This window comes from Frondihabitans sp. Leaf304 (genome assembly GCF_001423105.1).
GTDB lineage: Bacteria > Actinomycetota > Actinomycetes > Actinomycetales > Microbacteriaceae > Frondihabitans.
Window position 1 is genome coordinate 1,424,411 of the sequence record NZ_LMNV01000002.1, and the last position, 24,127, is coordinate 1,448,537.

Below are 24,127 nucleotides of genomic sequence, written 5' to 3' on the forward strand. Positions count from 1 at the left end.
GATCACCAGGGCAGTCGCACGGTGTCGAGCATGTCTCCACGTCGAGCACCACCCGGAGGGGCCATCATCAGCCCCTCGGATTCGGTCAGACCCCGCAGCATGGCGGATGACTGCTGAGAGGCCGGCACAGCCCCGCTCTCCCCCATCGCGTAGGCGAGAACGAGGTCGTCGTCGCGGCGATTGTCGATGTCGACCCCGGTTTCGACTCGACCGGTTGCCGGCAGCGGCCGCCCGAGGAGGCCGGCGACGAGAGGGAGCCCGAGACTCACGAGGCAGACCATCGCTGCCATGGGGTTACCGGGAAGACAGAGGTAGAGGCGGTCGGCCTGCTTCGCCAGCAGCACCGGGTGCCCCGGCCGCATGGCGGTGCGATCGATGACGAGCTCGGCGCCGAGTTCACTCAGGGCGGCACGGATGTGATCTGTGCTGCCCGCCGCAGTGCCGCCCGTCGTCACGACGAGCTTCGCCTCGACATCCAGTGCCGCGACCGTCGACGAGAGGTCGTCGGGAACGCGTTCGGCGCTTCGAGGATCAGCCCCGACCGACCGCAGGATCCCGGGGAACACGTGGGTGAACACATCGCGCACCTGCCCCGCCCGAGGTGACCCCGACCCCACGATCTCGTCGCCCAGCACTCGCACGGCGACCACGGGCGCCTCCGCCACCTCGACGCTGTCGACCCCGGCGGCGGCGGCGAGTGCCGCCCGAGGCGGCGTCAGGATTGTTCCGGCCGTGAACAGGAGCTCGCCCACCCGGACCTCCTCCCCCGCCGGCCGAATATGGCGACGTCGCGGTGCATCGCCCCCGAGCGCGGCGCGGAGCACGAGTCGGCCGCCACTGTCGACCTCTCCGTCTTCGGCTCGAACGACCCGGGTTGCCCCGACGGGAACCGGTGCTCCCGTCGTCACCGGCCGAGCAGCGCCCGGCGCCAAGGGAGCCCCGGCTGGCACGTCGCCCGCCACGATGGGTGCTCCTATCGCCCAGGGCCCGTCTCCCGAGACGACCCAGCCGTCCATAGCCGAGCCGTCGTGTGCGGGAACGTCGGTGGGAGCAAAGAGATCGTCCGCCAAGGTGCGGCCGACGGCAGTAGCCAGGGAGATCGTTTCGACGCGCATCGACTGACGGGCACCGGCCTCGTGAGCCAGTGCCCGGGCGGCGAGCCAGCCGGGAAGCGACTGGCTCATCGCGAGGCGGTACCAGCGTCGTCGGTCGCGAGCCGTGTGGCGACACCGACCGCGGTGGTCACGTCGGCCGCGCCCCCGCCCAGCAGCCCGGCCGCATACCCCACGAGGAACGTCGTGACCGGGGCGGCAGGCCGCGCGACGCCATGGGCTGCATCGCGCGCGAGGTCGAGGACCTCGTCGAGATCGAGCTCGAAATCGGCGGGGAGCTGGAGGGCCTCAGAGAGCCTCGCGACCCAGGTGGTGAGAACGTCGTGGTCGGTCATGGAGCTAGTCAATCAGCCCACCCGAGATCGCCGTCGGCGTTTTCCACAGGGTTGACACCGAGTCGCCGCGCGTCGTCCGGGGAGTCCACGTCGGCACAGAGCGCGCTCGCCACCGGCACCTCGACCACCCGGAGGGGGCCGAGGAGCCGCCGCAGCGAGAGCCCGGCGAGCTGACCCGCAGCCTCGTGCTCGCGAGCCGCGGCGCGGAGGCTCTCTGCCCGGTACAGCGCGAGCAGTGGCTGCCTGCGACCGGAATCGTCGACCGCAACGTACCCCTCCGGGTCGTCTTGCCCGGACCGGTCGACAACCCCTTCGCGAAGTGCGACCACGGCCTCTGCGGCCCTCGGAACGTCCGCGGCCAGGACCAGCACCCATGTCGACGACCGCGACGAGGAGCCTCGCCGATCACGCGACAGCGCAGCGAGCCCGGCGGCGAGGCCGGCCGCAGGGCCGGAAAAGGGTGGCTCCTCACCGGCGGAGAGAACGGCCGAGGGCACGACTTGCCCGGGTCGCGCGCTGACGACGACGATTCTTTCTGCACCCGCAGCCGCCTGCACGGCACGCTCGAGTAACGTCGAGCCTTTGGCGACGAGTGCCGTCTTGTCGATGCCACCGAGACGGGATGCGCGACCGCCCGCGAGGATCACCGCGTCGAACGTGCCTTCCATACCGGTGACGCTAGCCCCTGAGAAGTGGGCTCAGTGCGCCATCGGCGTCGGAGCGCCCTCGATCACCGGCGGCTTGCGCACGAAGAAGCTCGCGACGATGGCCAGCAGCGACACCAGCGCCCCGGCGAGGAACGCAATCTGGACTCCCGCAGCAGTGGCATCGACATCACTCGCGCCCGCGGCGATCTTGGAGGCGGCTCCTGTCGAGAGCAGGGTGACGAAGAGGGCCGTGCCGACGCCCGCCATCACCTGCTGAACGGTATTCAGGATCGCGCTCCCGTGCGAGTAGAGCTCGGGCTTGAGCGAGCCGAGCGACGACGAGAACAGCGGCGTGAACGTCATGGCCAGCCCGATGCTCAGGATCACGTGCGTGACCGGGATCATGAACGCCGGAGTGCCCGCGTGCAGGAACATCGCCATCGTCCAGAGCGCTCCGCTGACCAGGATCGAGCCGACGATGAGCAGGGTCGACGGACCGAATCGATCGTAGAAACGGCCGACGAAGGGCGAGAGGACACCCATGATGAGCCCGCCCGGCAGCAGCAGCAGGCCGGTCGTGAGCGTCGTGAGGCCGAGGACCGACTGCATGTAGATGGGCAGGATGATGAGCGTGCCGAACAGCGCGATGCTCGAGACGGCGATCATCGCGATGGAAATCGAGAAGTTTCGCGTCAGGAACGTGCGCAGGTCGAGTAGGGGCGACGACACGCGTGCGAGACGGGTCTGACGAAGGATGAACAGAGCGAGAGCCACGACGCCGACCACGACGGGCACGAGCGGCGGAACCGGCTGCGGCGACCCGGAAGCCGCTTCGCCGACGCCCGCGAGACCGTAGAGCAGACCGGCGAAGGCGAAGGCCGACAGGATCACCGAGAGGACGTCGAGGGGCACCTTGCGAGGAACGGTGACGTTCTTCATCTTGACTGCGCCGAGGATCAATGCGGCGACCGCGATCGGCAGCACGATGATGAACATGAAGCGCCAGCTGAGCGCGCTGAGAATGATGCCGGAGATCGTCGGGCCGATGGCCGGCGCCACCGAGATGACGATCGAGATGTTGCCCATGGTGCGGCCGCGAGCTGCGGGCGCGACCAGGGTCATGGCCGTGGTCATGAGCAGCGGCAGCATGATCGCGGTGCCACTCGCCTGGACGACGCGGGCGATCAGCAGCACGGAGAACCCGGGCGCGATCGCCGCGATGAGGGTGCCGACGCTGAACAGGGACATTGCCAGCAGGAAGACCTGCCTGGTGTGGAATCGCTGAAGCAGGAAACCCGTCACCGGGATGACTACGGCCATCGTGAGAAGGAAACCGGTCGTGAGCCACTGGGCGGTCGCGGCCGTGACCTTCAGGTCGATGATCAGGGTCGGCAGGGCGACGCTCATGATCGTCTCGTTGAGGATGACCACGAAGGCCGAGACGATGAGCAGCCCGATAACGAGGCGGTTGCGGGCGCTGTCGTCGGCAGGGGCGGAAGAGGCGCCTCCGGCGGGCGCAGTGCCCCCGGCAGGTGTGGTGGCACCGGCGGAGGGGCCGCCAGGTGAGGTGCCGCGCGAGGCGGCCGGCGTGGAGACAGTGTCGTTCGTCAAGAGCATTCCAGTGATCGTGGCGGGCGCGGTGAAGAGGGGGAGAGCGACGCGTGGCGCTGAACGCGTCAAGGATCGAACGTGGTGGTTTGGTCAGTATTCCCCCTGCCGCCGACATTCTGAAGGCCCGAGGCGAGAAGAGGTTCGCGCATCAGGATTCCAGGCGCGGTCGGGCTCCACCGCCCAGTGCCCACGGCGTCCGCAAGCTCTCTTTCCTGACGAGCAAATCCTCGCGACCACTCATCTGCACTGACCCCGGCCAACTCACGCAGGCACTACCCCCGGACAGGACAAATACTTTGTATTTTAGATTGACAGTGATATTTTGGATTCGTGATTCTAACCCGTGAACGCTTTAGTCAAACCCCCCAGATAGACCGCTCCTCCCTAGTGCGGCTCTGCCCGATCGTTTCCGTTTCGGTTCTTTTCGCCGTCTCGCGGCTGTGGAGTTCCGGTTTGTTGGCGGGCGTCTTCTTTGCCGGCACCGATCTCGGGCTCACGCCGTTCTCCTCCGAGTCGATCAAAGGCTCGTTCCTGGATTTCCTGACCATCTGGGATGGCACGCACTACCGCGAGATCGCCTCGGTCGGATACCCGACGACTCTGCCCACCACCGACGAGGGAAGGGTCGACGACAACTCCTGGGCATTCCTGCCCGTCTTCGGCGTTCTCGCCGGACTCGTCGCCACTGTCACGGGACTCAGCTACAGTGCCGCGGCGGTCATGCTCTCCTGCCTCGCCGGCGGAGCCGCCAGTTACGCGCTCTATCGACTCGTGGAGCCACGGACCGGTCACCGTCCGGCCCTGTGGACAGTCGCCTTCTTCACGTTCAGCCCACTCGGATTTCTGCTGCAGGTGGGCTACGCCGAGGGCCTGTTCGCGTTCCTGACCTTTTCGACGCTGATAGCTCTCTCCCAACAGCGCTACTGGATCATGCTGCCTTTCGCGTTCGTCGCGGCGTTCACCCGACCCGGAGCACTCGCTCTCGCTCTCGCCCTCGGCATTCACGTCATCCTCCGGCTACGGTCCGGTCAAAAGTTTCCCCGCAACGAACTCCGTGCAGCCGTCACCGTCGGCGTCCTGCTAGCAGCGGCCGGCCTCTCCTGGCCCGTCATAGCCTGGGTGGTCACCGGCGTACCCGACGCCTACCTTCAGACAGAAATGGCGTGGTGGTCGAAGTACATCGGTTACGTCGACTTCCTACCCCTGACACCCTGGTTCCTGTTCTTCCACTCCAAGCTCGGAGCAGTCGGCTTCGCGGTGCCGGTCGTTCTCGCCGCACTCTTCGTGCTGTGGATCTCGCGGCGGTCTCTTCGACCGCTCGGCTCCGACCTCCTCGCCTACGGAGCAAGCTACGGCCTGTACCTGTTTGCCGTGTTCCTCCCACAGCAGAGCCTCATCCGACTCCTCGTGCTTCCGATGGCGCCGCTCTTCGGCGACCTCGCTCTGACCCGCGGACGGTGGCGACCCCGTGTCGTCCTCGCCGTCTGCCTTGTAGCGCAGCCGTTCGCGGTCGTGGCGCTCTGGTACTCGTACTTCCCTTGATCGCGAGCCGTCGGATCCTTGGTTCTTTCGGAGCGCACGAACACGCCGCGCACACACGAGAACGCCCCGCCGACCGAGGTCGACGGGGCGTACGAGCTAGATGGAGTGACTAGCTAGGGATGTAGTTGAACTCGTCCGGGTTAGGGCCGGTGCGCTCGTCTTTGTTTCGCATCGAGATGTCGGTCATGTCGCCGTCGGTCAGCTCGAAGTCGAACAGCTCGAAGTTCTCCTTGACGCGCGAGGCGGTCACCGACTTCGGGAAGACGATGTCGCCGCGCTGGATGTGCCAGCGGAGAGTCACCTGCGCGGGCGATTTGCCGACGCGCTCGGCGATGCGGACGATGGTCTCGTCGTCGAGCACCTTTCCCTGAGCGATGGGCGACCAGGCCTCGGTGGCGATGCCGTGCTCGGCGCCGAAGGCTCGCAGGGGCTCCTGCGTGAGGAACGGGTGCACCTCGATCTGGTTGACGGCCGGGGTCACAGTGGCCTCCTGCGCGAGGCGGCGCAGGTGGTGCTCCTGGAAGTTGGAGACACCGATGGCACGGGCGCGACCCGAGGCGTAGATCTCTTCGAGCGCCTTCCAGGTCTCGACGTAGTCGCCCACCTTGGGCAGCGGCCAGTGGATGAGGAACAGGTCGATGTAGTCGAAGCCGAGCGCCTCCAGAGTTCCGTCGAAGGCCTTGAGGGCGTCGTCGTGGTCGTGGAAGCCGTTGTTCAGCTTGGAGGTGACGAAGATTTCTTCGCGAGCGATGCCCGACGCGGCGACTGCCTCACCGACCTCTTTCTCGTTGCCGTACATCTCGGCCGTGTCGATGTGACGGTAGCCGACCTCGAGGGCCTTGAGCGTGGCCTCTTTCGTCTCGGCGGGGTCGATCTGGTAAACACCGAACCCGAGCTGCGGGATCGTGTTGCCGTTGTTCAGGGTGATCGTGGGAACTGTTTCGTCAGTCATGCCTCTATAAAACACCCCCCGCTTTGGTGGCATTCCAGATTTGATCAGCAGGTGTACCCCTGGTATCGTTGCCGTCGGTGTTCTGAGTCGAGACTATCTATCTCGCTCGCACCCACCGATTCGTACCGCCTCTCCCGAGACGCATTCCACCGAATCCACCCCGTCCTCGCGACAGGCACAGCAAGTCACCGACCTATGAAGTCGTCTTCTTGCGAAGTCGAAGCGCGAAGTCACCAGCACGCCGACACTCGGCGTGTGCGACACCACCCTTCCCGGGCCCGATTCTTCACCAGGATCCACCGGCTCGGCACGCGAGGGCACGTCGCCACCCAGCATCGAAAGAACGCATCATGAACAGCACCATCACACTCATCCGAATCGACGGGACCGTCACCACGGCCCCCTCCCTCACCCACGACAACCTCGTGGAGTTCGTCGTCGTCGACGGCTTCGCCCGCGAGTTCCTCGTCCGCCTTCCCCGCACCGAGCTCGGCATGCACGTCATGCCCGGTGCTCAGGTGTCGGCGACCGGCGCCGAAGGTTGGGTCGTTCCCGGCCGTGCCTGGCGCGACGAGCCCAGCCGCACCATCGTGCAGGCGCACGACGTGCAGCTGCGCGAACTGTCGTTCGCCGCATAAGCAGCTCGACGCAACCTCACAAAGACGGCGCTCACCCCTCGGGGTGGGCGCCGTTTGGTCACCTAGTGCGCCGGCTCCTTCGGCAGGTGCTCGCGAACGATCCGGTCGACCTCGTGCTGCACCTCTCGCTGATCAACCGGTGCCGCTTGGAGGACGGCGAGATCCGACGCGGTGACCTTACGCTGCCGCGCGGTCTCGGCGGCGTAGAGCGCAGTCCGGTAGCCCGACGACGTCTGGCAGGCGACGTCGGCCGTGGCGGTTCGCGTCTCGCGCGTGGTGATGACGGAGCCGGTCTCGTCGGGGCCGAACACCCGGCGGAGGGCGGCGGTGATCACGCCGTCGGTGGCCGGCGGAAGCCGCTCGACGGTTCTCGTCGGCACACCGGCGGCAGCGAGGCACGACCGCCAGGCGGGCAGGGTGGCGACCACTTCTGGATCCTGAATCGCGCCCCTGTACGCCTCGGTGCCGAGCCTGATGGCCAAATACGAGGCGGCTTGCGCCCGGCCGTCGGACTCGGCGGAGGGCAGCACTGTGCGGCGGATCTTCGACAAGCACTCGCTCTCGACGGTCGATTCGGTGTCGGTGAGGCGGGATCCTGCGCCGGAGAAGAACTCCGACCAGAGATAGGCCGAGTAGCCATCCGGCCGCACGGCCCGGTAGGCGCGCGACGCGGCCGCAGTCGCGTCGGAGGGCCGGAGCACGTCTGCTTCGGGTCCGGCGAATTGCGCAGCGAGGCTGGAGGGATCCTGCCAGGGAATCGACCAGTCCACCCCGCGCTTCGCCATGCACTCGGAGGTGAGCAGCAACTCGGCGTAGTTGTGCGAAAAGTCGTTGACCTCGATGTAGCGATCGAGCGGCATGGCCCAGTTCGCCACGTCGGGCGAAGCGAGTGCAGGAAGAGCCTGATCGGCCGGCTCGGGCAGATTGCGGACGGCGATGCCCGCCGTGCCGGCCACGACGACCGCGAGCACGACGGTTTTGGCGATCCACTGGTCGCCGAACAGTCGGAGAGGATTCTTCATGGGGTCATTCCGTTCTGCACGAGGGCGTGTTCGTAGGCGAAGACGACGACCTGAATGCGTCCTCGAAGGCCGAGCTTTGCGAGCACCGACCGCACGTGCGATTTGACGGTCGCCTCGCTGACGAACTGGTGCGCCGCGATCTCGAGGTTGCTCAGACCCCGTGCGACGAGGTGAAAGATCTCCGCCTCGCGGGCGGTGAGCTCGCGGAGCGGATCGGACGACGCATCGACGCCGCGCGCCGCAGCGAACTGCCGCACGATCTCGACCGCTTCGTCGTCGGTGGGGGCGGGCGCCCCGACGGCAGCCGCCCGGATGGTGCCGAGGACGACCTCCGGCGCGGCGTCCTTCGTCAGGAACGCGTAGGCCCCCGCGGCGAGCGCGGCGAAGACGGCCTCGTCGCGGCGGATGGTGGTCAGGGCGATGACCCGGGGCGGGCCGTCGACAGGGGCCTCCTCGAGGATCCGGCGCGTCGCATCGATGCCACCGAGAACGGGCATCCTCAGGTCCATCAGCACCACGTCGGGCCGCTCGCGCCGTACGGCCTCGACGGCTTCGCGTCCGTCCGCGGCGGTGCCCACGCAGACCAGGTCGGGCTGGGCCTCCAGCAGCATGGCCATTCCTGACGAGAAGAGACGCTGATCGTCGACGACGAGCACTCGTGTGGACGGGGGGCTTGTGCGCAACTCAGGCATTCTGCTCTCCCCCGCGCGCGGTGGGCACGAAGGCCGTGACGACGAACGACCCGGTTCCTGATTCGTGCACCGCGCTCAGCCAGCCGCCGGCGAGGCGGGCGCGCTCCGTCATTCCGGCGATGCCGATCCCGCGACCCGTGGACGCCACGAGGGGGCCGGCACCCGACGACTCGACCTCCAGGCGGAGCCCGGTGTCGTCGCGCGCCATGTCTACCCGCACGGTCGCGTCGGATCCTGCGTGCTTGAGGGCATTCGTCAGGCTCTCCTGCACGATGCGGTAGACCGCGACCTCCTGCGCTTCGGTCAGCGGCGCGGCCGCATCGCCGGTCTCCGCGAGGGTGATACCCATGCCCACCTGACGCATCGACTCGACCAGCGCGGGCACGTCGTCGAGGGAGACCCGGGGTGCGGTGGTGTCGTCGTCACCCGTGATCCGCTCGACGAGGCTGCGCACGTCGACGAGAGCCGTCCGTGCGACGTCGGTGACGGTCGCGAGCGCCTCCCCCGCGACGGCGGGCCGTGTGGCGCTGAGGGCGGCAGCGCCCTGGGCCTGAGACACGATCACGGCGAGCGAGTGCGCCAAGGCGTCGTGCACGTCGCGCGAGATGCGGGCCCGATCCTCCGACAGCCGCAGCTCGACGTCGATGCGATCGAGCTCGTCGCCGGTGCGCTCGACGTCGCGCCCGACCAGGCTGAGGATCCACGCCGACAGCACCCCGAGCAGCCAGGCCGCCACCCCGACCCCGAAACCACCGAGCGCGAGCAGCAGGGCGTCTTGCCGGGGATGACCGGTCGAGCCCGTCCACGATCCCCAGGCCGACGGTCGCGCATCGGTCGGCACGCCCGTGACAACTCCGAACAGAACGCTGCAGACGGCGAGAGCCGGCAGCGCCAGCGAGCGCGTCAGGCCCCGGTGGAACACGGCGATAAAGAAGACCGCGAAGGCGACGGCAGCTTCGGCGGGCCAGGTGTTCTCGTTCGGCGTGGCGACGAGGCCCACCAGTTGGAGCACTCCGACCACGACCGCAAGCCCCATCGCGACGACCGGCATCCACACCGACAGCGCGATCACGACCGCGAGGAGAGCGAAGAGCTCGGGCGACGGGTGGTCGCCGTGGCGGTTGTACTCCGCCACGAACCACAGGACGAAGAAGAGCGCTCCCGCGAGCGGCGCGACGAGCTGCCGGACGACCACGAGGATCCGAGTCGTCGTGCGTCCGAGAACGCGGCTGGGTGTCTGCATGGTTCGACGGTAGAGCCGCACGGCGTGCCCCACCGCCCGGCGGCGCCTTTTTCATCCACGGGGAGGAGAGCGCGCCCTCCTCCCCGACCGGGGGTCGTGTGGTTCGCCCCGGCTGCCCCTAGATTGACCTCGGGGCTCCGCTCCGCCTGTTCTGGGGGAAGGACCCGTCTGTGATCACCAATTCGTCGCGTCATCGCGCATTCCGCACCGCCGTCGCCATCACCGCGGCCGTCGCGACTGTCGCCGGTCTCGGTCTCGCCAGCTCTGCTTCGGCCGCCACGTCCGTGCCGTTCTCGTCGGCCGTGCCGACCTGGGCGAAGAAGGCGAACCTAGCCGGCACCGCTTCGAAGACCACCATCGTCGAGGGGCAGCTCTACCTCGCACTCCGCGACCGGGCCGGGGCGAAGGCGCTGGCTGCGGCAGTCTCGGATCCTCGGAGCCCTTCGTACCGTCAGTACGTCACTCCGCAGCAGTGGATCGACAGCTACGCGCCCACGCAGACCGTCTTCGACGCGAAGGTGAAGGCCCTCAAGGCGAAGAAGCTGACGATCACGGGGTCGCCGAAGAGTCGGCAGTACATCGTGTTCCGCGGATCGGTCACCGCGATCAACAAGGCCTTCAACACGACTCTGGCGACTTACCGGGTGGATGGCGAGAAGCTGCTCGCGCCCTCGACCACACCGACGCTCAGCGCGACCGAGGCGAGCGGCATCGCCGGGCTCAGCCTGGACCAGGGGCGCCTGCGCACCCGACCCTCGAGCGTCAACCGCACGGGCGCCGCCGGCACCGAAACCGGCGCCGGGATCGCCCCGACCGAGACCCTGTCGTCGCTCCGCGAGACCCTCGCGACGCCCAAAGCGGTTACCGTCACGACCCCCTGCTCCTCCTACATCGGGCAGCGCTACGTGAAGTTCCCTAAGACCTACGGCAAGACCGGCGTCGCCACTGCGAACTGCGGCTATTCGCCGAAGCAGATCCGCAGGGCCTACGGCACCGGCTCCGCCGACGGCGCCGGCCAGACCGTCGCGATCATCGACGCCTACGCTTCGCCGACCATCAAGACCGACGTCGCCAGCTACGCGAAGAAGACGGGCGAGGCGGCCTTCACCTCCGGCCAGTACACCGACTACTCGGCTCCGAAGGCCTCTTTCAGCGACAAGACCGCGTGCGGGCTGCCGAGCGGCTGGCAGGGCGAGCAGACGCTCGACGTCCTGGCGGTCCATGCGCTGGCACCAAAGGCGAACATCGCCTACGCGGGCGGGTTCAACTGCGCCGGCGGCCTGGACCTCGCACTGTCGAAGGTGCTCGACCGCGGCCTCGCGACCATCGTGAGCAACAGCTACGGCACCGTCGGCGAGCCCACCGGAGCAGGATCGACCGCCTACATCAACGGCGAGGTGAACCTGCAGCTGCAGGCCGCGGGCCAGGGCATCGGCCTCTACTTCTCCTCGGGTGACGACGGAGACGAGAAGGCGAACCTCACCTACACCGCTCCCGACTTCCCGGCCTCCTCGCCCTGGGTCACCGCCGTGGGCGGCACCAGCATCGGCCTGTCGAAGACGGGCTCGCGCATCTTCTCCGTCGGCTGGGGCAACCGGTTGAACGCCGTCTCGAAGAAGAACGGCACCCTCTACTACAAGAAGAAGCTGCCCGGCACGCTCTTCGCCGGTGGAGCCGGCGGCGGCCCGAGCCGGATCGCGTCGTTCACCCAGCCGAGCTACCAGGCGTCGAGCGTCCCCTCGTCGGTGGCGCACGGCCAGCGCACCTCGCCCGACGTGGCTGGGCTCGCGGATCCTTTCACCGGGTTCCTGATCGGCTACCGCTCCATCACGAACGAGCGGACCCTCTCGACCGGCGCGTTCGAAATGAGCGTCTCGGGCGGCACCTCGTTGGCAGCTCCCCTCGTGGCGGCGCAGATGGCGATCATCCAGCAGCTGACGGGCGTGCAGATCGGCTTCGCCAACCCGACGCTCTACTCGGTTGCGAAGACGACGCCCGCGGCCTTCCGCGACATCGCCCCGCGCGGCCGGGCCACGACCCTCGCCTACTCCAGCTGGAACGCCACCTACGCCATCACCCTCGACAAAGACACGAGCCTCGTCACGCGCAAGGGCTACGACGCGGTCACGGGGCTCGGCGAGCTGAACGTCGCGTCGGCTGCGGCGTTTGCGGCGACAGCGGCTGCCCGGTAGGCGCCGGCTGGCGGCTGCTCGGTAGGCGCTGGCCGCGCGCAGGGCTGGCACCGCGCCCGACGCTGTTCCGAGCGGGGTGGGCGCCGGATCCTGAAGCCGTTCCGGGCCCCTCTGCACGACTGCAGTCTTTCAGTTGCGAAAAAATGCAGACACGGCAAGATGGTGGGCATGATTTCGGTGAAACCGGGCCTGCGCGATCGCAAACGCGAAGAGACGCGACGCCGACTCGAGACGTCTGCCGTCGACCTCGTGCTCCGTAACGGGCTGGAACGAGCAACCGTCGACGAGATCAGCGCGCTGGCCGACGTGTCGTCGCGCACGTTCTTCAACTACTTCGACACCAAGGAAGACGCGATCCTCGGCATCCACGATGCCGAACTCACCCCCGACGACATCGCCGAGCACGTCCGCGCCACCGACGGAGCCGACCCGATCGAGTCGACCGTGATGCTGTTGATCGGTCTGATCCGACCGTCGATCCAGGGGCAGGCCTTGCACGATCAGCGCCTCGAGGTGCTTCGGCGGTACCCGCAGCTGTTCTCGAGGCACATGATCCAGATGACGCGAATGATCGACGGGCTCGTGAACGCGACCACGACCATTCTCGAGACGGGCAGTGCGGGTGCTGGGGCGTCGGGTGCCGGGGTCTCCGGTGCCAGCGTCTCTCGCGCTGAGGCGGAAGTGCTGCTCACGACCTGCGGCGGGGCGGTGCGCTCGGCGATCCACGAGTGGGTCGACAACGGTGCGCCCGAGCCTGCCGACGTCGTGCGGGTCAGGGCCGTCGAGCTGATCCGGTCTCTTGGGGCGCGCCTGCGCTGACACGTGCGGATGGGGCTTGGCCCATCGGTCTCGCATGGTGCTCATCACTCAGGAAATGTGCTCGCGACCCCGCGAGACCTGGCCGCCCGTGGGACGATTCAAAGCAGTGTTCCTGACGTGCGAACCTCAGCGCCGCGCTCCCGCGGGGCCTCCACGCCGCAGGAACCGGCGCCCTCCCACCCCGCGCACCTCGGATCCTCAGCCGGCCCTAGCACCCGCCCGACCGCGCCGCGTGTCCTCTCTTCTGCCGTCTATCGACACCCCTGCGACCCCGCCACAATGAGCATGTGTCAGATTCACGGAGACGTTCTCGGCGGCCGGCGTTCATCGTCCCGGTCGCTCTCGCCATCGTCGCGGCCGCCGTCTTGGCGGCGGGCGCGGCCATCGATCTGCTGACCGGTGCTGCGGCGCCGTGGCTGGTCGGGGTCGCTGTAATCCTCATTCTGAGCTTGACCAGGTTGGCCTCGCTGCGCCGGAAGTAGCCCTCAGCGGCGCGGCCTGATGTGGCAATAAAACAACGCCTGAGGCCCCTGGAACTCCTGTGCCGGGCCCGGTGAGGCAGAAGGCGGCGCGCAGCCGGGCGCGGCAGCAAAACAACGCCGTGGGTCCGCTGGAACTAGTGCGCCGAGCCCGGTGAGGCAGAAGACAGTGGCGGCGCAGCCGGGCGCGGCAGCAAAACAACGCCTGAGGCCCGCTGGAACTCTTGTGCCGAGCCCGGCGAGGCAGAAAAGGAATCAGCTCATCACATGCCCGGTAATGATCGCCTTCTCGCGGTGCCGGCGGCGGATGTCGGCGGGCTTCTCACCGAGGACGCGACGCATGGGGAGCGGCAGGGCGGCACGGACGCGGCCACTCGGCCCGCGCCAGGTCACGACGGCGCGCAGGGTCGGGGTGGGCTGCGAGCGATCGGCGTCCAGGGCGCGCTTCCAGGGCTTGTTGGCGGTGAAGACGGAGCTGCCCTTCGCGGCGACTTCCCCGATCTTGGTGGCTCCGATCACGGAGCCGTCCGTCTCGACGAGCTCGACGTGCACTCCTCTGACGGGCTGGCCGCTGCGGTTCTCGACGCGGAGGTCGTAGGCCGAGTAGCCGGGTTTGAAGGAGGTCGGCGCGAGGTGCTCGTGGCTGCGCTTGTCGAGCCAGTTGCTGAACACGGTGATCACGATTGGCGATTCGGAAGCGACGACCACCGGCACGGCGGCGTCTTCCTGTTTCGCGACCGATCGGGCCGTCAGCCCCAGCAGCACCGCGACGGGTGCCCCGACGACGATGGCGCCGACCGCTTTGACGAACGAGGCGACCATCAGCGGGTTCGCAGACCGGAGAGTGACACGTGCATAGAAACATCTTGCACCCACAGGGCCTGTCATCGTGCTTCGAGGGCGCCTGACCACTCGCCGACGATACAAATCCCTGCGCCGAATCTTGGACGACTCCGCTCTCGGCGACGGAGGCCGACCGTGTTGAATAGTGAGCGACCCGACGAGATCGCAGTCACCAGTCAAGGAGAGCCACACGTATGAAGCCGGTCCAGAATCGAAGAGTCGCCGTTACCGGAATCGGTGTCGTCACCCCCGGCGGCATCGGCGTCGATGCGTTCTGGAAGAGCCTGTTCGAACCGGTGGCTCCGTTGGCCGTGCGTCGCGTCGACGAGACGGAGCTCGACGCCCGCCGTCTCATGAGCCACAAAAATGCGAAGAACTCCGACATCGTCACGCGCATGGCGGTCGTCGCCGCCGATGAGGCCCTCCGCGATGCCGGCCTCGTCAAGGTCGACCCGGAGGCGTCGAATCCGTCCACCACCGACGCTGCCGAGCTCATCGACATCATCGATCACGATCGGGCCGCCGTCTCTCTGGGCACCGGCATGGGCGGCGTTCAGACGCTGGCCGAGCAGATTCTGCTCCTCGACAAGAAAGGCGAGCGTCTCGTCTCGCCGCACACCGTGCCGATGGTCATGCCCAACGCGCCAGCCGGTGCCATCAGCATCCGCTACGGCCTTCGCGGTGTCGCCACGACCATCACGACCGCCTGCGCCGCCGGCACCGACGGCATCGCGGCCGGGGCGCGGATGATCGCCCAGGGCACCGCCGACCTCGTCGTCGCTGGCGGGTCCGACTCCAGCCTCACTCCCGTCTGCATCGCCGGGTTCGCCAACATGCGCGCCCTCTCGAAGACCGGTATCGCGCGCCCCTTCGACCGCGATCGCGACGGGCTTGCCGCGTCGGAGGCGGCCGGCATGCTCGTCCTCGAGCCCTACGACGATGCGGTCGCGCGCGGTGCCCGCATTTACATGACGATCGACGGTGCCGCATCGACCGCCGACGCGTATCACGTGACCGCTCCCGCGCCCGGCGGCACCGGCGCCGAGCGCACCATGCGCCTCGCCCTCGACGACGCCGGCATCGCGCCCGAGCAGGTCGCGCACATCAACGCCCACGGCACGTCGACCGGTCTCAACGACAAGGCCGAAAGCGAGGCCGTCAGCCGCGTCTTCGGCACCACCCGACCCGTCGTCACGAGCATCAAAGGCGTGACGGGCCACTCGTTCGGAGCCGCGGGCGCCGTCGAGGCGGTTGCCGTCGCGCTGACGATCGCCACGAAGACCATCCCCCCGACAGCGAACCTCGAGCACCAGGATCCCGAGATCGACCTTGACATCCCCGTCGAGGCTCGACCGTGGCAGCCGGGGCCCGTCCTCTCGAACAGCTTCGGGTTCGGCGGCCACAACGGCAGCCTCGTCTTCGTTCCCGCCCCCTGACGGGCACCGGTCGGGCGGGGCGGCTTCCCGAGCCCGACGCCGTCCGCCACCTACACTGACTCGTCGTGAGCCCCAATCGACGCCGATCCCCTGGGGAGCCGACGGCTCCGCCCCTGGTGGCTCTCGGCGTCGCGGTGCTCCTCTACCTGGCCGTGCCCGAGACGTTCCCTGTGGATCACCGCTTCCCGATCGCCGGGCTGCTCGTGGTCGGCACGCTGTCGGTCGCGATCGCGCACTGGAAGCAGATCGAACGCCCGGCGCGGTGGTCAGGCATCGTGGCCCAGATCATCGCGGCGCTGCTGGTGTCGGCAAACGTCGGAGCCGGCGTCGACGTCATGATCGGGTTCGGTGAGCCGGGATCCTTGGGGCTCATCCGTCTCCTGATCGCCGCAGCCCAGGTCGGCGTCACGCAGATCCTGGCCTTCGCGCTCGTCTTCTGGTTGGTCGACCGCGGCGGGCCGTACGCCCGGCGGTATCGCCCGATCGAGCAGCTGGCCACTGCCGACTTCGACTTCACCGGGCCGGGCCGCTACAGCGACCCGACGTGGGCACCTTCTTTCGGCGACTACCTCGTGCTGTCGCTGCGGACAGCATTCGCCGTGACCGCCTCCGGGCCCAGGTCGCTGACGCTTCGGGCGCGGATCCTGACGGGTGTTCAGGCGTTCGCGGGGTTCGCGCTGCTGGGTGTCGTGATCGTGAAGACGGTGGTGCGCCTCGTCGCGTGAGGGGTGGTGTCGTGAGGGGTGGTGTCGTGCGGGGTGGTGTCGTGGGTGGTGGCGCTCGTCTGCGCTCGCAAAACAGGAATGCGGGCCCTTCTTCGCCGCACTTACGCCGAACCACCGCGGTACCGCGGCCCATCTCCTGATTCGCGAGCGCCGCCAGGCCACCACCCCGCCGCACTCGCACCCACACCCGCAGCCGCACCCGTGCACAGAACAGGAATGCAGGCCCCTCCACGCCGCGCACACGCCGATCCGCCGCGGCACCGCGCCCCGTCTCCTGATTCGCGAGCATGGCTAGCCCACCGCACGCGCGCCGCGCCCGTGACGCACCCGCACCCACCCGCACCCGCATGCGCCCCACCCGCGCCGCACCCGTGCACAGAACAGGAATGCAGGCCCCTCCTCGCCACGTTCACGCTAATCCGCCGCGGTACCGCGCCCCGTCTCCTGATTCGCGAGCACCGCCGGGCCGCTGCCGCACCCGCGCCCGCACCTGTGCCGGTCCCGCACCCGCGCCGCGCCCGCACCCGTGCACAGAACAGGAATGCAGGCCCCTCCATGCCGCACTCACGCTAATCCGCCGCGGCACCGCGCCCCATCTCCTGAAAAGCGCCCAGCACCCCACCCCACCCCACCCCACCCCACCCCGAGATAGTTCGCCACTCGAACCATCGGCGTAGAGTGAGCGCGTGCCTCCCACCACCACCTCCCCCGCAGCCGCCACCCCAGGCGCGCCCACCGATCTCGTCCGGGCCGTCCGCGCTCTGGCCCGGGCCTCCCGCATCGTGGAGCGCGCGAGCGACGACCTCAGCTTCGCCGACTACCGCGTGCTCGCCACGATCGACGGCGGTGAGGAGCGCGCGTCCCGCCTGTCGCAGCGCCTCGAGATCGGCAAACCAGCGATCAGCGCAACGGTCGACTCGCTGCACCGGCGGGGCCTGATCCGCAGAGACGCCGTGGTGGGCGACGCCCGCGCGAGCTCGCTGGCGCTGACCGACGACGGCCGCGAGGTGTTCGAGCGGATGGAAGGGCGGATGGCCCGCCAGCTCGAACTGCTGGCCGACCGGGCCGACGCACCCGAGGCCCTAATCGCCGCCCTGGCCTCGCTGGGCGACGCCGTCGATCTGGCCGTCGAAGAGCGCCGCACGAAAGAGAACGCATGAGCGCCCCAGCGAACTCAACCGCCCCGGCCAACTCAAGCGCCCCGACGACCCCGCCCGCCGCAACCACCCAGGCCCCGGAAGGCTGGATCCACCGTCTCTGGCGCTACCTCCTCCGTCACCGCAAGAGCCTCGTCATCTCCCTTGCAGCCGCTGTGCTCGGAAGCCTCTGCCAGGTGCTGGTGCCGCTCGTCGCCCGCAAGATTGTCGACGGCGTCATCGTCGAGAAGACCTCGCCGCTCGGCCCGTGGCTCGCGCTGATGCTCACGCTCGCGCTCGCGACGTTTTTCTTCACGTACCTGCGGCGCTATCGGGGTGGCAAGGTCGCACTCGAGGTGCAGAATGACCTGCGCAACGACATGCACGATCACCTGCAGCGCCTCGACCAGGCATCCCTCGACCGCATGTCGACGGGTCAGCTCGTCAGCCGCGCCAACGGAGACGCTGCTCTCGTGCAGAGCCTGCTCATGATGCTGCCGATCATGAGCGGCAACGTCATGCTGATGGTGCTGTCGCTCGTCGTGATGTTCACCCTGTCGCCGCTGCTGGCCGTGATCAGCCTGGTGATGCTTCCGGCGCTCGTGATCGTCGGCTACCGCATGCGCGCCAAGGTGCTCCCCGCCACCTGGGACGCCCAGCAGCGCGAGGGCGAAGTCGCCCAGATCGTCGACGAGGCGGTAGGCGGAGTGCGGGTCGTCAAGGCGTTCGGTCGTGAGAAGCACGAGGTCGAGACGATGTCGCGCGTCGCGACCGGTGTCTACGGGGCGCAGATGCGGTCGGTGCGCATCCAGTCCCGGTTCCAGCCGGTGCTCGAGGCGATTCCGACGCTCGCCCAGGTCGCGATCCTGGCGCTCGGCGGCTGGCTCGCCCTTCAGGGCCAGCTGACGATCGGCACGTTTCTCGCCTTCACCTCGTACATCGCCGCCCTCATGGCACCGGCGAGGCAGCTCGCCGGTGTGCTGGCGATCGGCCAGCAGGCGCAGGTGGGCATCGAGCGCATCTTCCAGCTCCTCGACCGCGAGCCGACGATCACCGACCCCGAGGATCCGACAGACCTCACCCCCGTCACCGGAGACATCGCCTTCAGCGGTGTCACGTTCTCATACCAGTCCGGGCGCCCCGCCCTCGACGACTTCTCGCTGCACCTCCGTGCCGGCGAACGCGTCGCGCTCGTCGGCCCGAGTGGCAGCGGCAAGTCGACGGTGGCGTCGCTCGTCGCTCGGTTCCACGATCCCGAGTCCGGCGCCGTGAGCGTCGATGGCCACGACGTCCGCACCGTCTCGCTGGCGTCGCTCCGCTCGTCGATCGGCATGGTCTTTGAAGAGAGCTTCCTGTTTTCTGACACGATCAGGGCGAACATCGCCTACGGGAAGCCGGAGGCGAGCGACGCGGAGATCCGTCATGCGGCGGAGGTCGCTCACGCCGCAGGATTCATCGACGAGTTGCCGCGCGGATACGACACCGTCGTCGGCGAGCGCGGGCTGAGCCTCTCGGGCGGTCAGCGCCAGAGGATCGCGTTGGCGAGGGCGGTGGTGGCGGATCCTCGGATTCTCGTTCTCGACGACGCGACCAGCGCGATCGACGCGACCACCGAGCAGTCCATCCACGACGCGCTGCGGGACGAGCTCACCGGGCGAACGGTGCTGCTGATCGCCCACCGCGAGTCGACGCTGCACCTGGCCGACCGGATCGTCGTGCTCGAGCACGGGCGGGTCGCGGCCGAGGGCACGCACGACGAGCTGCAGGAGTCGAGCGCGCTGTACCGGGCCCTGATCAGTGGGCTCGGGGATGACGACGACGATGAGATCGACGCGCTCGCGGGCGTTGCGGCCGGTGCCGGGGCAGGTGCTGCCGCAGGTGTCGCTGCTGCTGGCGTTGCTGCTGCTGCTGCCGGCGTGTCGGCCGCGAGCGTGCCCAAATCGGCGTCTCGGGCGGCGGCAGGCGCCGATTTGAACACGTTCGGCCAGGCCACACCGGAGCTGCTCGCCAAGGTGAAGGCCCTCGGCCCGCTCCGCGACGTGCCGGCCCTCGACCTCGAACGCGAGACCCTCCAAGATCGGTCGTTCTCGCTCGGCACGCTGCTGCGGGAATTCCGCAAGCCGCTGCTGCTGGCGCTCGTCTTCGTCATTCTCGACGCGCTCGCTGGGCTGATCGGGCCGTACCTGGTCAAGACCGGGATCGACTCGGGGGTTCAGCAAGGATCCGAGACGGTGCTGTTCGTCGCAGCCGGCGCGTTCCTCGTCGTGACTCTCGCCGATCTCGCCAACGGGATGGCCCAGACGCTGGTCAGTGGTCGCGCCGCGCAGCGCATCATGCTCAGCCTGCGCGTGCGCATCTTCGCGCAGCTGCAGCGGCTGTCTCTCGACTTCTACGAACGCGAGATGGCCGGTCGCGTGATGACGCGGATGACGACCGACGTCGATCAGTTCGAAGGGCTCATTCAGAACGGACTGCTGTCCGCCCTGGTCTCGATCGTCACCTTCGTCGGCGTCGGCGTCGCGCTCGTGCTGATCGACGCCGAGCTCGGCCTCGTCACCCTCAGCGTCGTCGTTCCGCTGGCCGCCGCGACGGTGGTGTTCCGTTCGCGGTCGACGAAGCTCTACGACGTGGCCCGCGAGCGCATCGCCATCGTTAACGCCGACTTCCAGGAGAGCCTGTCGGGCATTCGTGAGTCGCAGGCGTTCGTGCACGAGGCCGCCACTGTCACGCGCTTCCATGCGCTCGGGCGGAGGTTCTTGGAGTCGAGGATGGCCGCGCAGCGCCTGGTCGCCCTCTACTTCCCCTTCGTGCAGTTCCTATCGGGCGTCGCCGACGTGATCGTGCTCGGTGTGGGGGCCGTCCTGATCGCCGACGGTCGGCTGACCCCCGGCGACCTCATCGCGTTCCTGCTCTACATCACGATGTTCTTCTCGCCAATCCAGCAGCTGTCGCAGGTCTTCGACGCCTGGCAGCAGACGCGTGTGTCGGTCGCGCGCATCGGCGACCTGATGGCGCTCGACACGCTGACCCCGGAGCGCGAGGCCGCCGTGACGCCGGGCCGCCTCACGGGAGCGCTCCGGCTGGACGGGGTGCGGTTCTCGTACCCGCAGGCGGCGGAGCGGGTGGTCGAGCGGCGGGGGCCCGCGGATCCTCGTTCTCTGATGGCGACCGGGCCGATCCGGGTCAAGCCGCCCGAGGCGATCCACGGCATCACGCTCGACATCGCCGCGAGTGAAACCGTCGCGCTGGTCGGCGAGACAGGCGCCGGCAAGTCCACGATCATGAAGCTGCTCGCTCGCTTCTACGACCCCGACGAGGGGGCCGTGACGATCGACGGGTACGATCTGCGCGACCTCGACCTGCATGCCTTCCGCACCCAGCTCGGCTACGTGCCGCAGGAGGCGTTCCTGTTCAGTGGAACAGTGCACGACAACATCGCGTTCGGCCGGGTCGACGCATCGCGCGACGAAGTGATCGCGGCGGCCACGGCTGTCGGAGCGGACGAATTCGTGCGCGACCTTCCCGGCGGCTACGACCACCGCCTGACCGAGCGTGGACGATCGCTGGCGGCGGGCCACAAGCAGTTGATCGCCCTGGCCCGGGCCGAGCTTGTCGACCCGGCCGTGCTGCTGCTCGACGAGGCGACGTCGAACCTCGACCTGCTCACGGAGGCGCACGTGACGCGGGCCATGCAGCGGGTGGCGTCGGGGCGCACGACGATCGTGATCGCGCACCGGTTACAGACTGCGCGGGCCGCGGATCGCATCGGGGTGCTGTCGGGCGGACGCCTAGCGGAGGTGGGTTCGCATGACGAGCTCATTGCCGCCGGTGGCCGGTACGCGGCGATGTGGCAGGCGTATGAGGCGGTGGAGGCGCGATAGGGGCGAGTCTCCGTGGGCGGGGCTCCGTCGGCGGGTTCGCGGCGCTAGGGGGCACTTTTCAGGCAGGCAGGCCCGGCCCGCACGAGGGAGCAGGTCAATGTGCGAATGGCGGGGCTGGGTTCCTTATAGACGCACAGGATCCGCCCCACGACGGCGCGAGCACGGCCGGGCGCTCGCGCGGGCCCTGGCATCGCCCCACCACCGCGGCCGCTCGCCCGTCAGGACTACTGCAGGGCTCCCGCCGAGCGGCCGCGGCGCTGAGAGCCGCGGCGCCTGGGTTCCTAAGCGGCGCGCAGCCAGGGGCCGTGCAGTGCGGGGCGAGGGCCCGCGGGAGCGCCTTCGTTGGCTTTGCAGGCTGCGGTCCCCCTGCCCTTTCGTCAGGATCCGCCCGCCGTCACCCGCTTCGATACGTACGCATAGGGAATGCTCCTGTGCCCGCGCGAGTTGCAGCGGTATGAAGCGAATCGGATTCCTGTCGTTTGGGCACTATCAGGACGTGCCCGGGTCGCGAGTGCGCACCGCGTCCGATGTGCTCACGCAGACGATCGAGCTCGCCGTCGCCGCCGAAGAGATCGGCATCGACAACGCCTCCGTCCGCGTGCACCACTTCGCCCGCCAGCTTGCGGCGCCGTTCCCGTTGCTCGCCGCCATGGCCGCTCGCACCTCGCGCATCGAACTCGGCACCGGCGTGATCGACATGCGCTACGAGAACCCGCTGTACATGGCCGAAGAGGCAGCGACGACCGACCTCATTTCAGGAGGCCGTCTGCAGCTCGGCGTGAGCCGCGGATCACCCGAGACCTCTCTGGCCGGCTACGAATCGTTCGGCCACACGCCCGGTGACGCTCAGACCGACGCCGATATGGCCCGCGAGCACCTCTCCGACTTTCTCGAGGCGATCGACGGCGCCGGAGTCGCACCGGCGAACCCGGCAATGACCGGATCGACCGGATACCTGCCCATCCTGCCGCAGTCTCCCGGCTTGCGCGACCGCATCTGGTGGGGCTCGGGCACCCGTGCAACCGCCGAGTGGGCGGCCGCGCAGGGAGTGAACCTGCAGAGTTCGACGCTGCTCACCGAAGACACCGGAGTGCCCTTCGACGAACTGCAGGCGGAGCAGATCGCCCTCTACCGGACGGCCTGGGCGGCCGCGGGCTGGCAACGCGAACCCCGCGTGTCGGTGTCACGCAGCATCGTGCCCCTGATCGACGACGAGTCGCGCCACTACTTCGGGCTGCGCGCCCAGGTCGATGCGCAGGATCAGGTCGGACACCTCGACGCGACCACTCTCGCTCGCTTCGGTCGCTCGTACATCGGCGAGCCCGAGGATCTCGTGGCCTCGCTGGCCTCTGACGCCGCGGTCGCGGCCGCAGACACCGTGCTCGTGACTGTGCCCAACCAGTTGGGCGTGGACTTCAACGCGCGCCTCCTCGAAGCGGTGCGGGCCATCGGGATCGAGCTCGGCTGGGGTGCGGAGGCCCGGGCGCTGGCCTGAGCGGCTGCGGGCAGCTGCGGGCGGTCGCAACTCAGGCATCTAGGCGCGCCCGGAACCCAGACCCCAGGATCCGCGCTCACGCTGCGCTCATCTTCCTGATGTGCGCGCGACCGCCCCGCTCCCGCACCCCGCACGGTCTCTCGCCAGGCACGGCGCCGTGGACGCTCGCAACTCAGGCATGCAGGCGCGGCGGGACCCCGAAGCCAAGGATCCGCGCCCACGCCGCGCCCACCTTCCTGATTTGCGCGCGACCGCCCCGCCTAGACGGAGACCGCCTGCATCGCTCCCGCAGTGAGCTCCACCGAGGCCAGCCGGTCGGCGATCTGCGGCGACTGGTGCGCGATGATGAGCTCGTCGGCCTGAGCCTCCTCCGCGAAGTTGCGCAGGTAGTCTCCGACCTCCGTGGGCGTTCCCACCGCGGCGTACTTCATCATGTTCGCGATCTGCCGGCCGTTCGGCGTGGTCAGGAAGATGTCGATCTGCTCGTCGGTGTACTCCGGCGATGCGGCGCCGCGCGAGATCATTCCGCGCACGCGGGTGCGACGCGTCGAGTCGAACTGCGCCTGCGCCTCGTCGTGCGACTCGGCCGCGACGACGTTGACCCCGGCGATCACGTAGGGCTCGGCGAGCTGGGCCGACGGCGTGAATTCGCGGCGGTAGAACTCCACGGCCTCGTGCAGCGAGTCGGGTGCGAAGTGGGAGGCGTTGGCGTAAGGCAGCCCGTAGGCGGCGGCCAGCTGTGCTCCGAAAAGCGAGGATCCGAGGATGTACAGCGGCACGTTCGTCCCGGCGCCGGGGGTCGCTGAGACTCCGGCAATACGCGACTCGCCACTCAGGTACGCCTGCAGTTCGAGGACGTCCTGCGGAAAGGACTCCGCCGACATCGGGTCGCGCCGCATCGCGCGCATGGTGGCATGGTCGCTGCCGGGCGCGCGACCGAGACCCAGGTCGATGCGGCCCGGGTAGAGCGACGCGAGGGTGCCGAACTGTTCGGCGATGCTCAACGGCGCGTGGTTCGGCAGCATGATGCCGCCCGAGCCGAGTCGGATCGCCGAGGTCTTTCCTGCAACGTGGCCGATCAGCACCGACGTCGCGCTGGAGGCGATCGTGGGCATGTTGTGGTGCTCGGCGTACCAGACGCGCTCGTAGCCGTTCGCTTCGGCGGCCTGTGCCAGAGCGACACTGTTGGCAAAGCTTTCCGCCACGGTTTCACCCGGGGCGATGGGAGCGAGGTCGAGGATGGACAGGCGAGGAGTCATGCGGGAGATAACGCGCGGAAGGGGCAGAACGTTCCCGCGGATCCTGAAGTCAGGTAATTTCCGGCATC

General features: G+C 68.6%; 20 protein-coding genes. 10 read left to right on the forward strand and 10 right to left on the reverse strand.

Going from position 1 to position 24,127, the window contains the following annotated elements; translation table 11 throughout:
* Window positions 1-2: 2 nt before the first annotated feature.
* The 4 genes from ASF54_RS06325 to ASF54_RS06340 are packed head-to-tail and all read right to left on the reverse strand — an operon-like array spanning window position 3 to window position 3,711.
* Window positions 3-1,184, reverse strand: coding sequence for a molybdopterin molybdotransferase MoeA (locus tag ASF54_RS06325; protein ID WP_055959960.1), 1,182 nt, complete (start codon window positions 1,182-1,184; stop codon window positions 3-5).
* Complete coding sequence (locus tag ASF54_RS06330; protein WP_055959962.1) at window positions 1,181-1,447, reverse strand: DUF6457 domain-containing protein; 267 nt, start codon at window positions 1,445-1,447, stop codon at window positions 1,181-1,183. Before ASF54_RS06330 ends, ASF54_RS06325 begins: the two co-directional genes overlap by 4 nt.
* Window positions 1,448-1,455: 8 nt before the next feature.
* Window positions 1,456-2,115, reverse strand: a complete 660-nt coding sequence (mobA, locus tag ASF54_RS06335; protein WP_055959965.1) for a molybdenum cofactor guanylyltransferase — start codon at window positions 2,113-2,115, stop codon at window positions 1,456-1,458.
* Window positions 2,116-2,145: 30 nt separating this feature from the next.
* Window positions 2,146-3,711: a DHA2 family efflux MFS transporter permease subunit gene (locus ASF54_RS06340; RefSeq protein WP_055959968.1), complete on the reverse strand. Its 1,566-nt coding sequence runs from the start codon at window positions 3,709-3,711 to the stop codon at window positions 2,146-2,148.
* A gap of 447 nt (window positions 3,712-4,158) precedes the next feature.
* Here ASF54_RS06340 and ASF54_RS06345 point away from each other — a divergent pair, with 447 nt between their 5' ends.
* Window positions 4,159-5,247: a hypothetical protein gene (locus tag ASF54_RS06345; protein WP_157510044.1), complete on the forward strand. Its 1,089-nt coding sequence runs from the start codon at window positions 4,159-4,161 to the stop codon at window positions 5,245-5,247.
* 109 nt (window positions 5,248-5,356) lie between these two features.
* On the opposite strand, the gene ASF54_RS06350 is transcribed toward ASF54_RS06345, so the two are convergent.
* A complete protein-coding gene (locus ASF54_RS06350; RefSeq protein WP_055959973.1) occupies window positions 5,357-6,199 on the reverse strand; it encodes an aldo/keto reductase in 843 nt (280 codons plus the stop codon).
* A gap of 350 nt (window positions 6,200-6,549) precedes the next feature.
* Here ASF54_RS06350 and ASF54_RS06355 point away from each other — a divergent pair, with 350 nt between their 5' ends.
* Entirely contained in the window at window positions 6,550-6,837 is a 288-nt protein-coding gene (locus ASF54_RS06355) for a hypothetical protein (RefSeq protein ID WP_055959976.1), read from the forward strand.
* Window positions 6,838-6,899: 62 nt separating this feature from the next.
* Here ASF54_RS06355 and ASF54_RS06360 read toward each other — a convergent pair whose 3' ends face one another.
* Genes ASF54_RS06360 through ASF54_RS06370 form a run of 3 tightly spaced genes read right to left on the reverse strand, consistent with a single transcriptional unit; the run spans window position 6,900 to window position 9,794 of the window.
* Window positions 6,900-7,859, reverse strand: coding sequence for a hypothetical protein (locus ASF54_RS06360; RefSeq protein WP_055959978.1), 960 nt, complete (start codon window positions 7,857-7,859; stop codon window positions 6,900-6,902).
* Entirely contained in the window at window positions 7,856-8,542 is a 687-nt protein-coding gene (locus ASF54_RS06365; protein ID WP_235480956.1) for a response regulator transcription factor, read from the reverse strand. The genes ASF54_RS06360 and ASF54_RS06365 overlap by 4 nt, the downstream gene beginning before the upstream one ends.
* Window position 8,543: 1 nt before the next feature.
* Complete coding sequence (locus ASF54_RS06370; protein WP_055959983.1) at window positions 8,544-9,794, reverse strand: sensor histidine kinase; 1,251 nt, start codon at window positions 9,792-9,794, stop codon at window positions 8,544-8,546.
* A gap of 170 nt (window positions 9,795-9,964) precedes the next feature.
* Here ASF54_RS06370 and ASF54_RS06375 point away from each other — a divergent pair, with 170 nt between their 5' ends.
* The 3 genes from ASF54_RS06375 to ASF54_RS06385 all read left to right on the forward strand — a co-directional run bounded on the left by ASF54_RS06375 (window position 9,965) and on the right by ASF54_RS06385 (window position 13,287).
* On the forward strand, window positions 9,965-11,986 hold the full coding sequence (locus tag ASF54_RS06375) for a S53 family peptidase (RefSeq protein WP_235480958.1): 2,022 nt from the start codon (window positions 9,965-9,967) through the stop codon (window positions 11,984-11,986).
* 168 nt (window positions 11,987-12,154) lie between these two features.
* Entirely contained in the window at window positions 12,155-12,805 is a 651-nt protein-coding gene (locus tag ASF54_RS06380; RefSeq protein ID WP_055959986.1) for a TetR/AcrR family transcriptional regulator, read from the forward strand.
* 287 nt (window positions 12,806-13,092) lie between these two features.
* The gene (locus ASF54_RS06385) at window positions 13,093-13,287 is read left to right on the forward strand and encodes a hypothetical protein (RefSeq protein ID WP_055959989.1); all 195 of its coding nucleotides are present in this window, start codon (window positions 13,093-13,095) and stop codon (window positions 13,285-13,287) included.
* Window positions 13,288-13,539: 252 nt separating this feature from the next.
* Here the strand turns inward: ASF54_RS06385 and ASF54_RS06390 are convergent, their stop codons facing one another.
* Window positions 13,540-14,106: a hypothetical protein gene (locus tag ASF54_RS06390; RefSeq protein ID WP_055959992.1), complete on the reverse strand. Its 567-nt coding sequence runs from the start codon at window positions 14,104-14,106 to the stop codon at window positions 13,540-13,542.
* Window positions 14,107-14,321: 215 nt separating this feature from the next.
* Here ASF54_RS06390 and ASF54_RS06395 point away from each other — a divergent pair, with 215 nt between their 5' ends.
* The 5 genes from ASF54_RS06395 (at window position 14,322) to ASF54_RS06415 (ending at window position 22,800) form a co-directional block, all read left to right on the forward strand.
* Window positions 14,322-15,563 (forward strand): beta-ketoacyl-[acyl-carrier-protein] synthase family protein, encoded by a 1,242-nt coding sequence (locus ASF54_RS06395; protein ID WP_055959995.1) that lies wholly within the window; start codon window positions 14,322-14,324, stop codon window positions 15,561-15,563.
* Between the two features lie 65 nt (window positions 15,564-15,628).
* On the forward strand, window positions 15,629-16,288 hold the full coding sequence (locus ASF54_RS06400; RefSeq protein ID WP_157510045.1) for a hypothetical protein: 660 nt from the start codon (window positions 15,629-15,631) through the stop codon (window positions 16,286-16,288).
* 686 nt (window positions 16,289-16,974) lie between these two features.
* The gene (locus tag ASF54_RS06405) at window positions 16,975-17,448 is read left to right on the forward strand and encodes a MarR family winged helix-turn-helix transcriptional regulator (protein WP_055959999.1); all 474 of its coding nucleotides are present in this window, start codon (window positions 16,975-16,977) and stop codon (window positions 17,446-17,448) included.
* Window positions 17,445-21,305, forward strand: coding sequence for an ABC transporter ATP-binding protein (locus ASF54_RS06410; protein ID WP_055960002.1), 3,861 nt, complete (start codon window positions 17,445-17,447; stop codon window positions 21,303-21,305). Before ASF54_RS06405 ends, ASF54_RS06410 begins: the two co-directional genes overlap by 4 nt.
* Before the next feature lie 454 nt (window positions 21,306-21,759).
* Window positions 21,760-22,800 (forward strand): LLM class flavin-dependent oxidoreductase, encoded by a 1,041-nt coding sequence (locus ASF54_RS06415; protein WP_055960005.1) that lies wholly within the window; start codon window positions 21,760-21,762, stop codon window positions 22,798-22,800.
* A gap of 260 nt (window positions 22,801-23,060) precedes the next feature.
* On the opposite strand, the gene ASF54_RS06420 is transcribed toward ASF54_RS06415, so the two are convergent.
* The gene (locus ASF54_RS06420; protein ID WP_055960009.1) at window positions 23,061-24,059 is read right to left on the reverse strand and encodes an LLM class flavin-dependent oxidoreductase; all 999 of its coding nucleotides are present in this window, start codon (window positions 24,057-24,059) and stop codon (window positions 23,061-23,063) included.
* Window positions 24,060-24,127: the final 68 nt, after the last annotated feature.

Excerpts from the sequence above, each read along its gene's own strand:
- ASF54_RS06325 (WP_055959960.1), bottom strand. The coding sequence starts at position 1,184 with ATGAGCCAGTCGCTTCCCGGCTGGCTCGCCGCCCGGGCACTGGCTCAC.
- ASF54_RS06330 (WP_055959962.1), bottom strand. The coding sequence starts at position 1,447 with ATGACCGACCACGACGTTCTCACCACCTGGGTCGCGAGGCTCTCTGAG.
- mobA (WP_055959965.1), bottom strand. The coding sequence starts at position 2,115 with ATGGAAGGCACGTTCGACGCGGTGATCCTCGCGGGCGGTCGCGCATCC.
- ASF54_RS06340 (WP_055959968.1), bottom strand. The coding sequence starts at position 3,711 with ATGCTCTTGACGAACGACACTGTCTCCACGCCGGCCGCCTCGCGCGGC.
- ASF54_RS06350 (WP_055959973.1), bottom strand. The coding sequence starts at position 6,199 with ATGACTGACGAAACAGTTCCCACGATCACCCTGAACAACGGCAACACG.
- ASF54_RS06355 (WP_055959976.1), top strand. The coding sequence starts at position 6,550 with ATGAACAGCACCATCACACTCATCCGAATCGACGGGACCGTCACCACG.
- ASF54_RS06360 (WP_055959978.1), bottom strand. The coding sequence starts at position 7,859 with ATGAAGAATCCTCTCCGACTGTTCGGCGACCAGTGGATCGCCAAAACC.
- ASF54_RS06370 (WP_055959983.1), bottom strand. The coding sequence starts at position 9,794 with ATGCAGACACCCAGCCGCGTTCTCGGACGCACGACGACTCGGATCCTC.
- ASF54_RS06380 (WP_055959986.1), top strand. The coding sequence starts at position 12,155 with ATGATTTCGGTGAAACCGGGCCTGCGCGATCGCAAACGCGAAGAGACG.
- ASF54_RS06390 (WP_055959992.1), bottom strand. The coding sequence starts at position 14,106 with ATGGTCGCCTCGTTCGTCAAAGCGGTCGGCGCCATCGTCGTCGGGGCA.
- ASF54_RS06395 (WP_055959995.1), top strand. The coding sequence starts at position 14,322 with ATGAAGCCGGTCCAGAATCGAAGAGTCGCCGTTACCGGAATCGGTGTC.
- ASF54_RS06410 (WP_055960002.1), top strand. The coding sequence starts at position 17,445 with ATGAGCGCCCCAGCGAACTCAACCGCCCCGGCCAACTCAAGCGCCCCG.
- ASF54_RS06415 (WP_055960005.1), top strand. The coding sequence starts at position 21,760 with ATGAAGCGAATCGGATTCCTGTCGTTTGGGCACTATCAGGACGTGCCC.
- ASF54_RS06420 (WP_055960009.1), bottom strand. The coding sequence starts at position 24,059 with ATGACTCCTCGCCTGTCCATCCTCGACCTCGCTCCCATCGCCCCGGGT.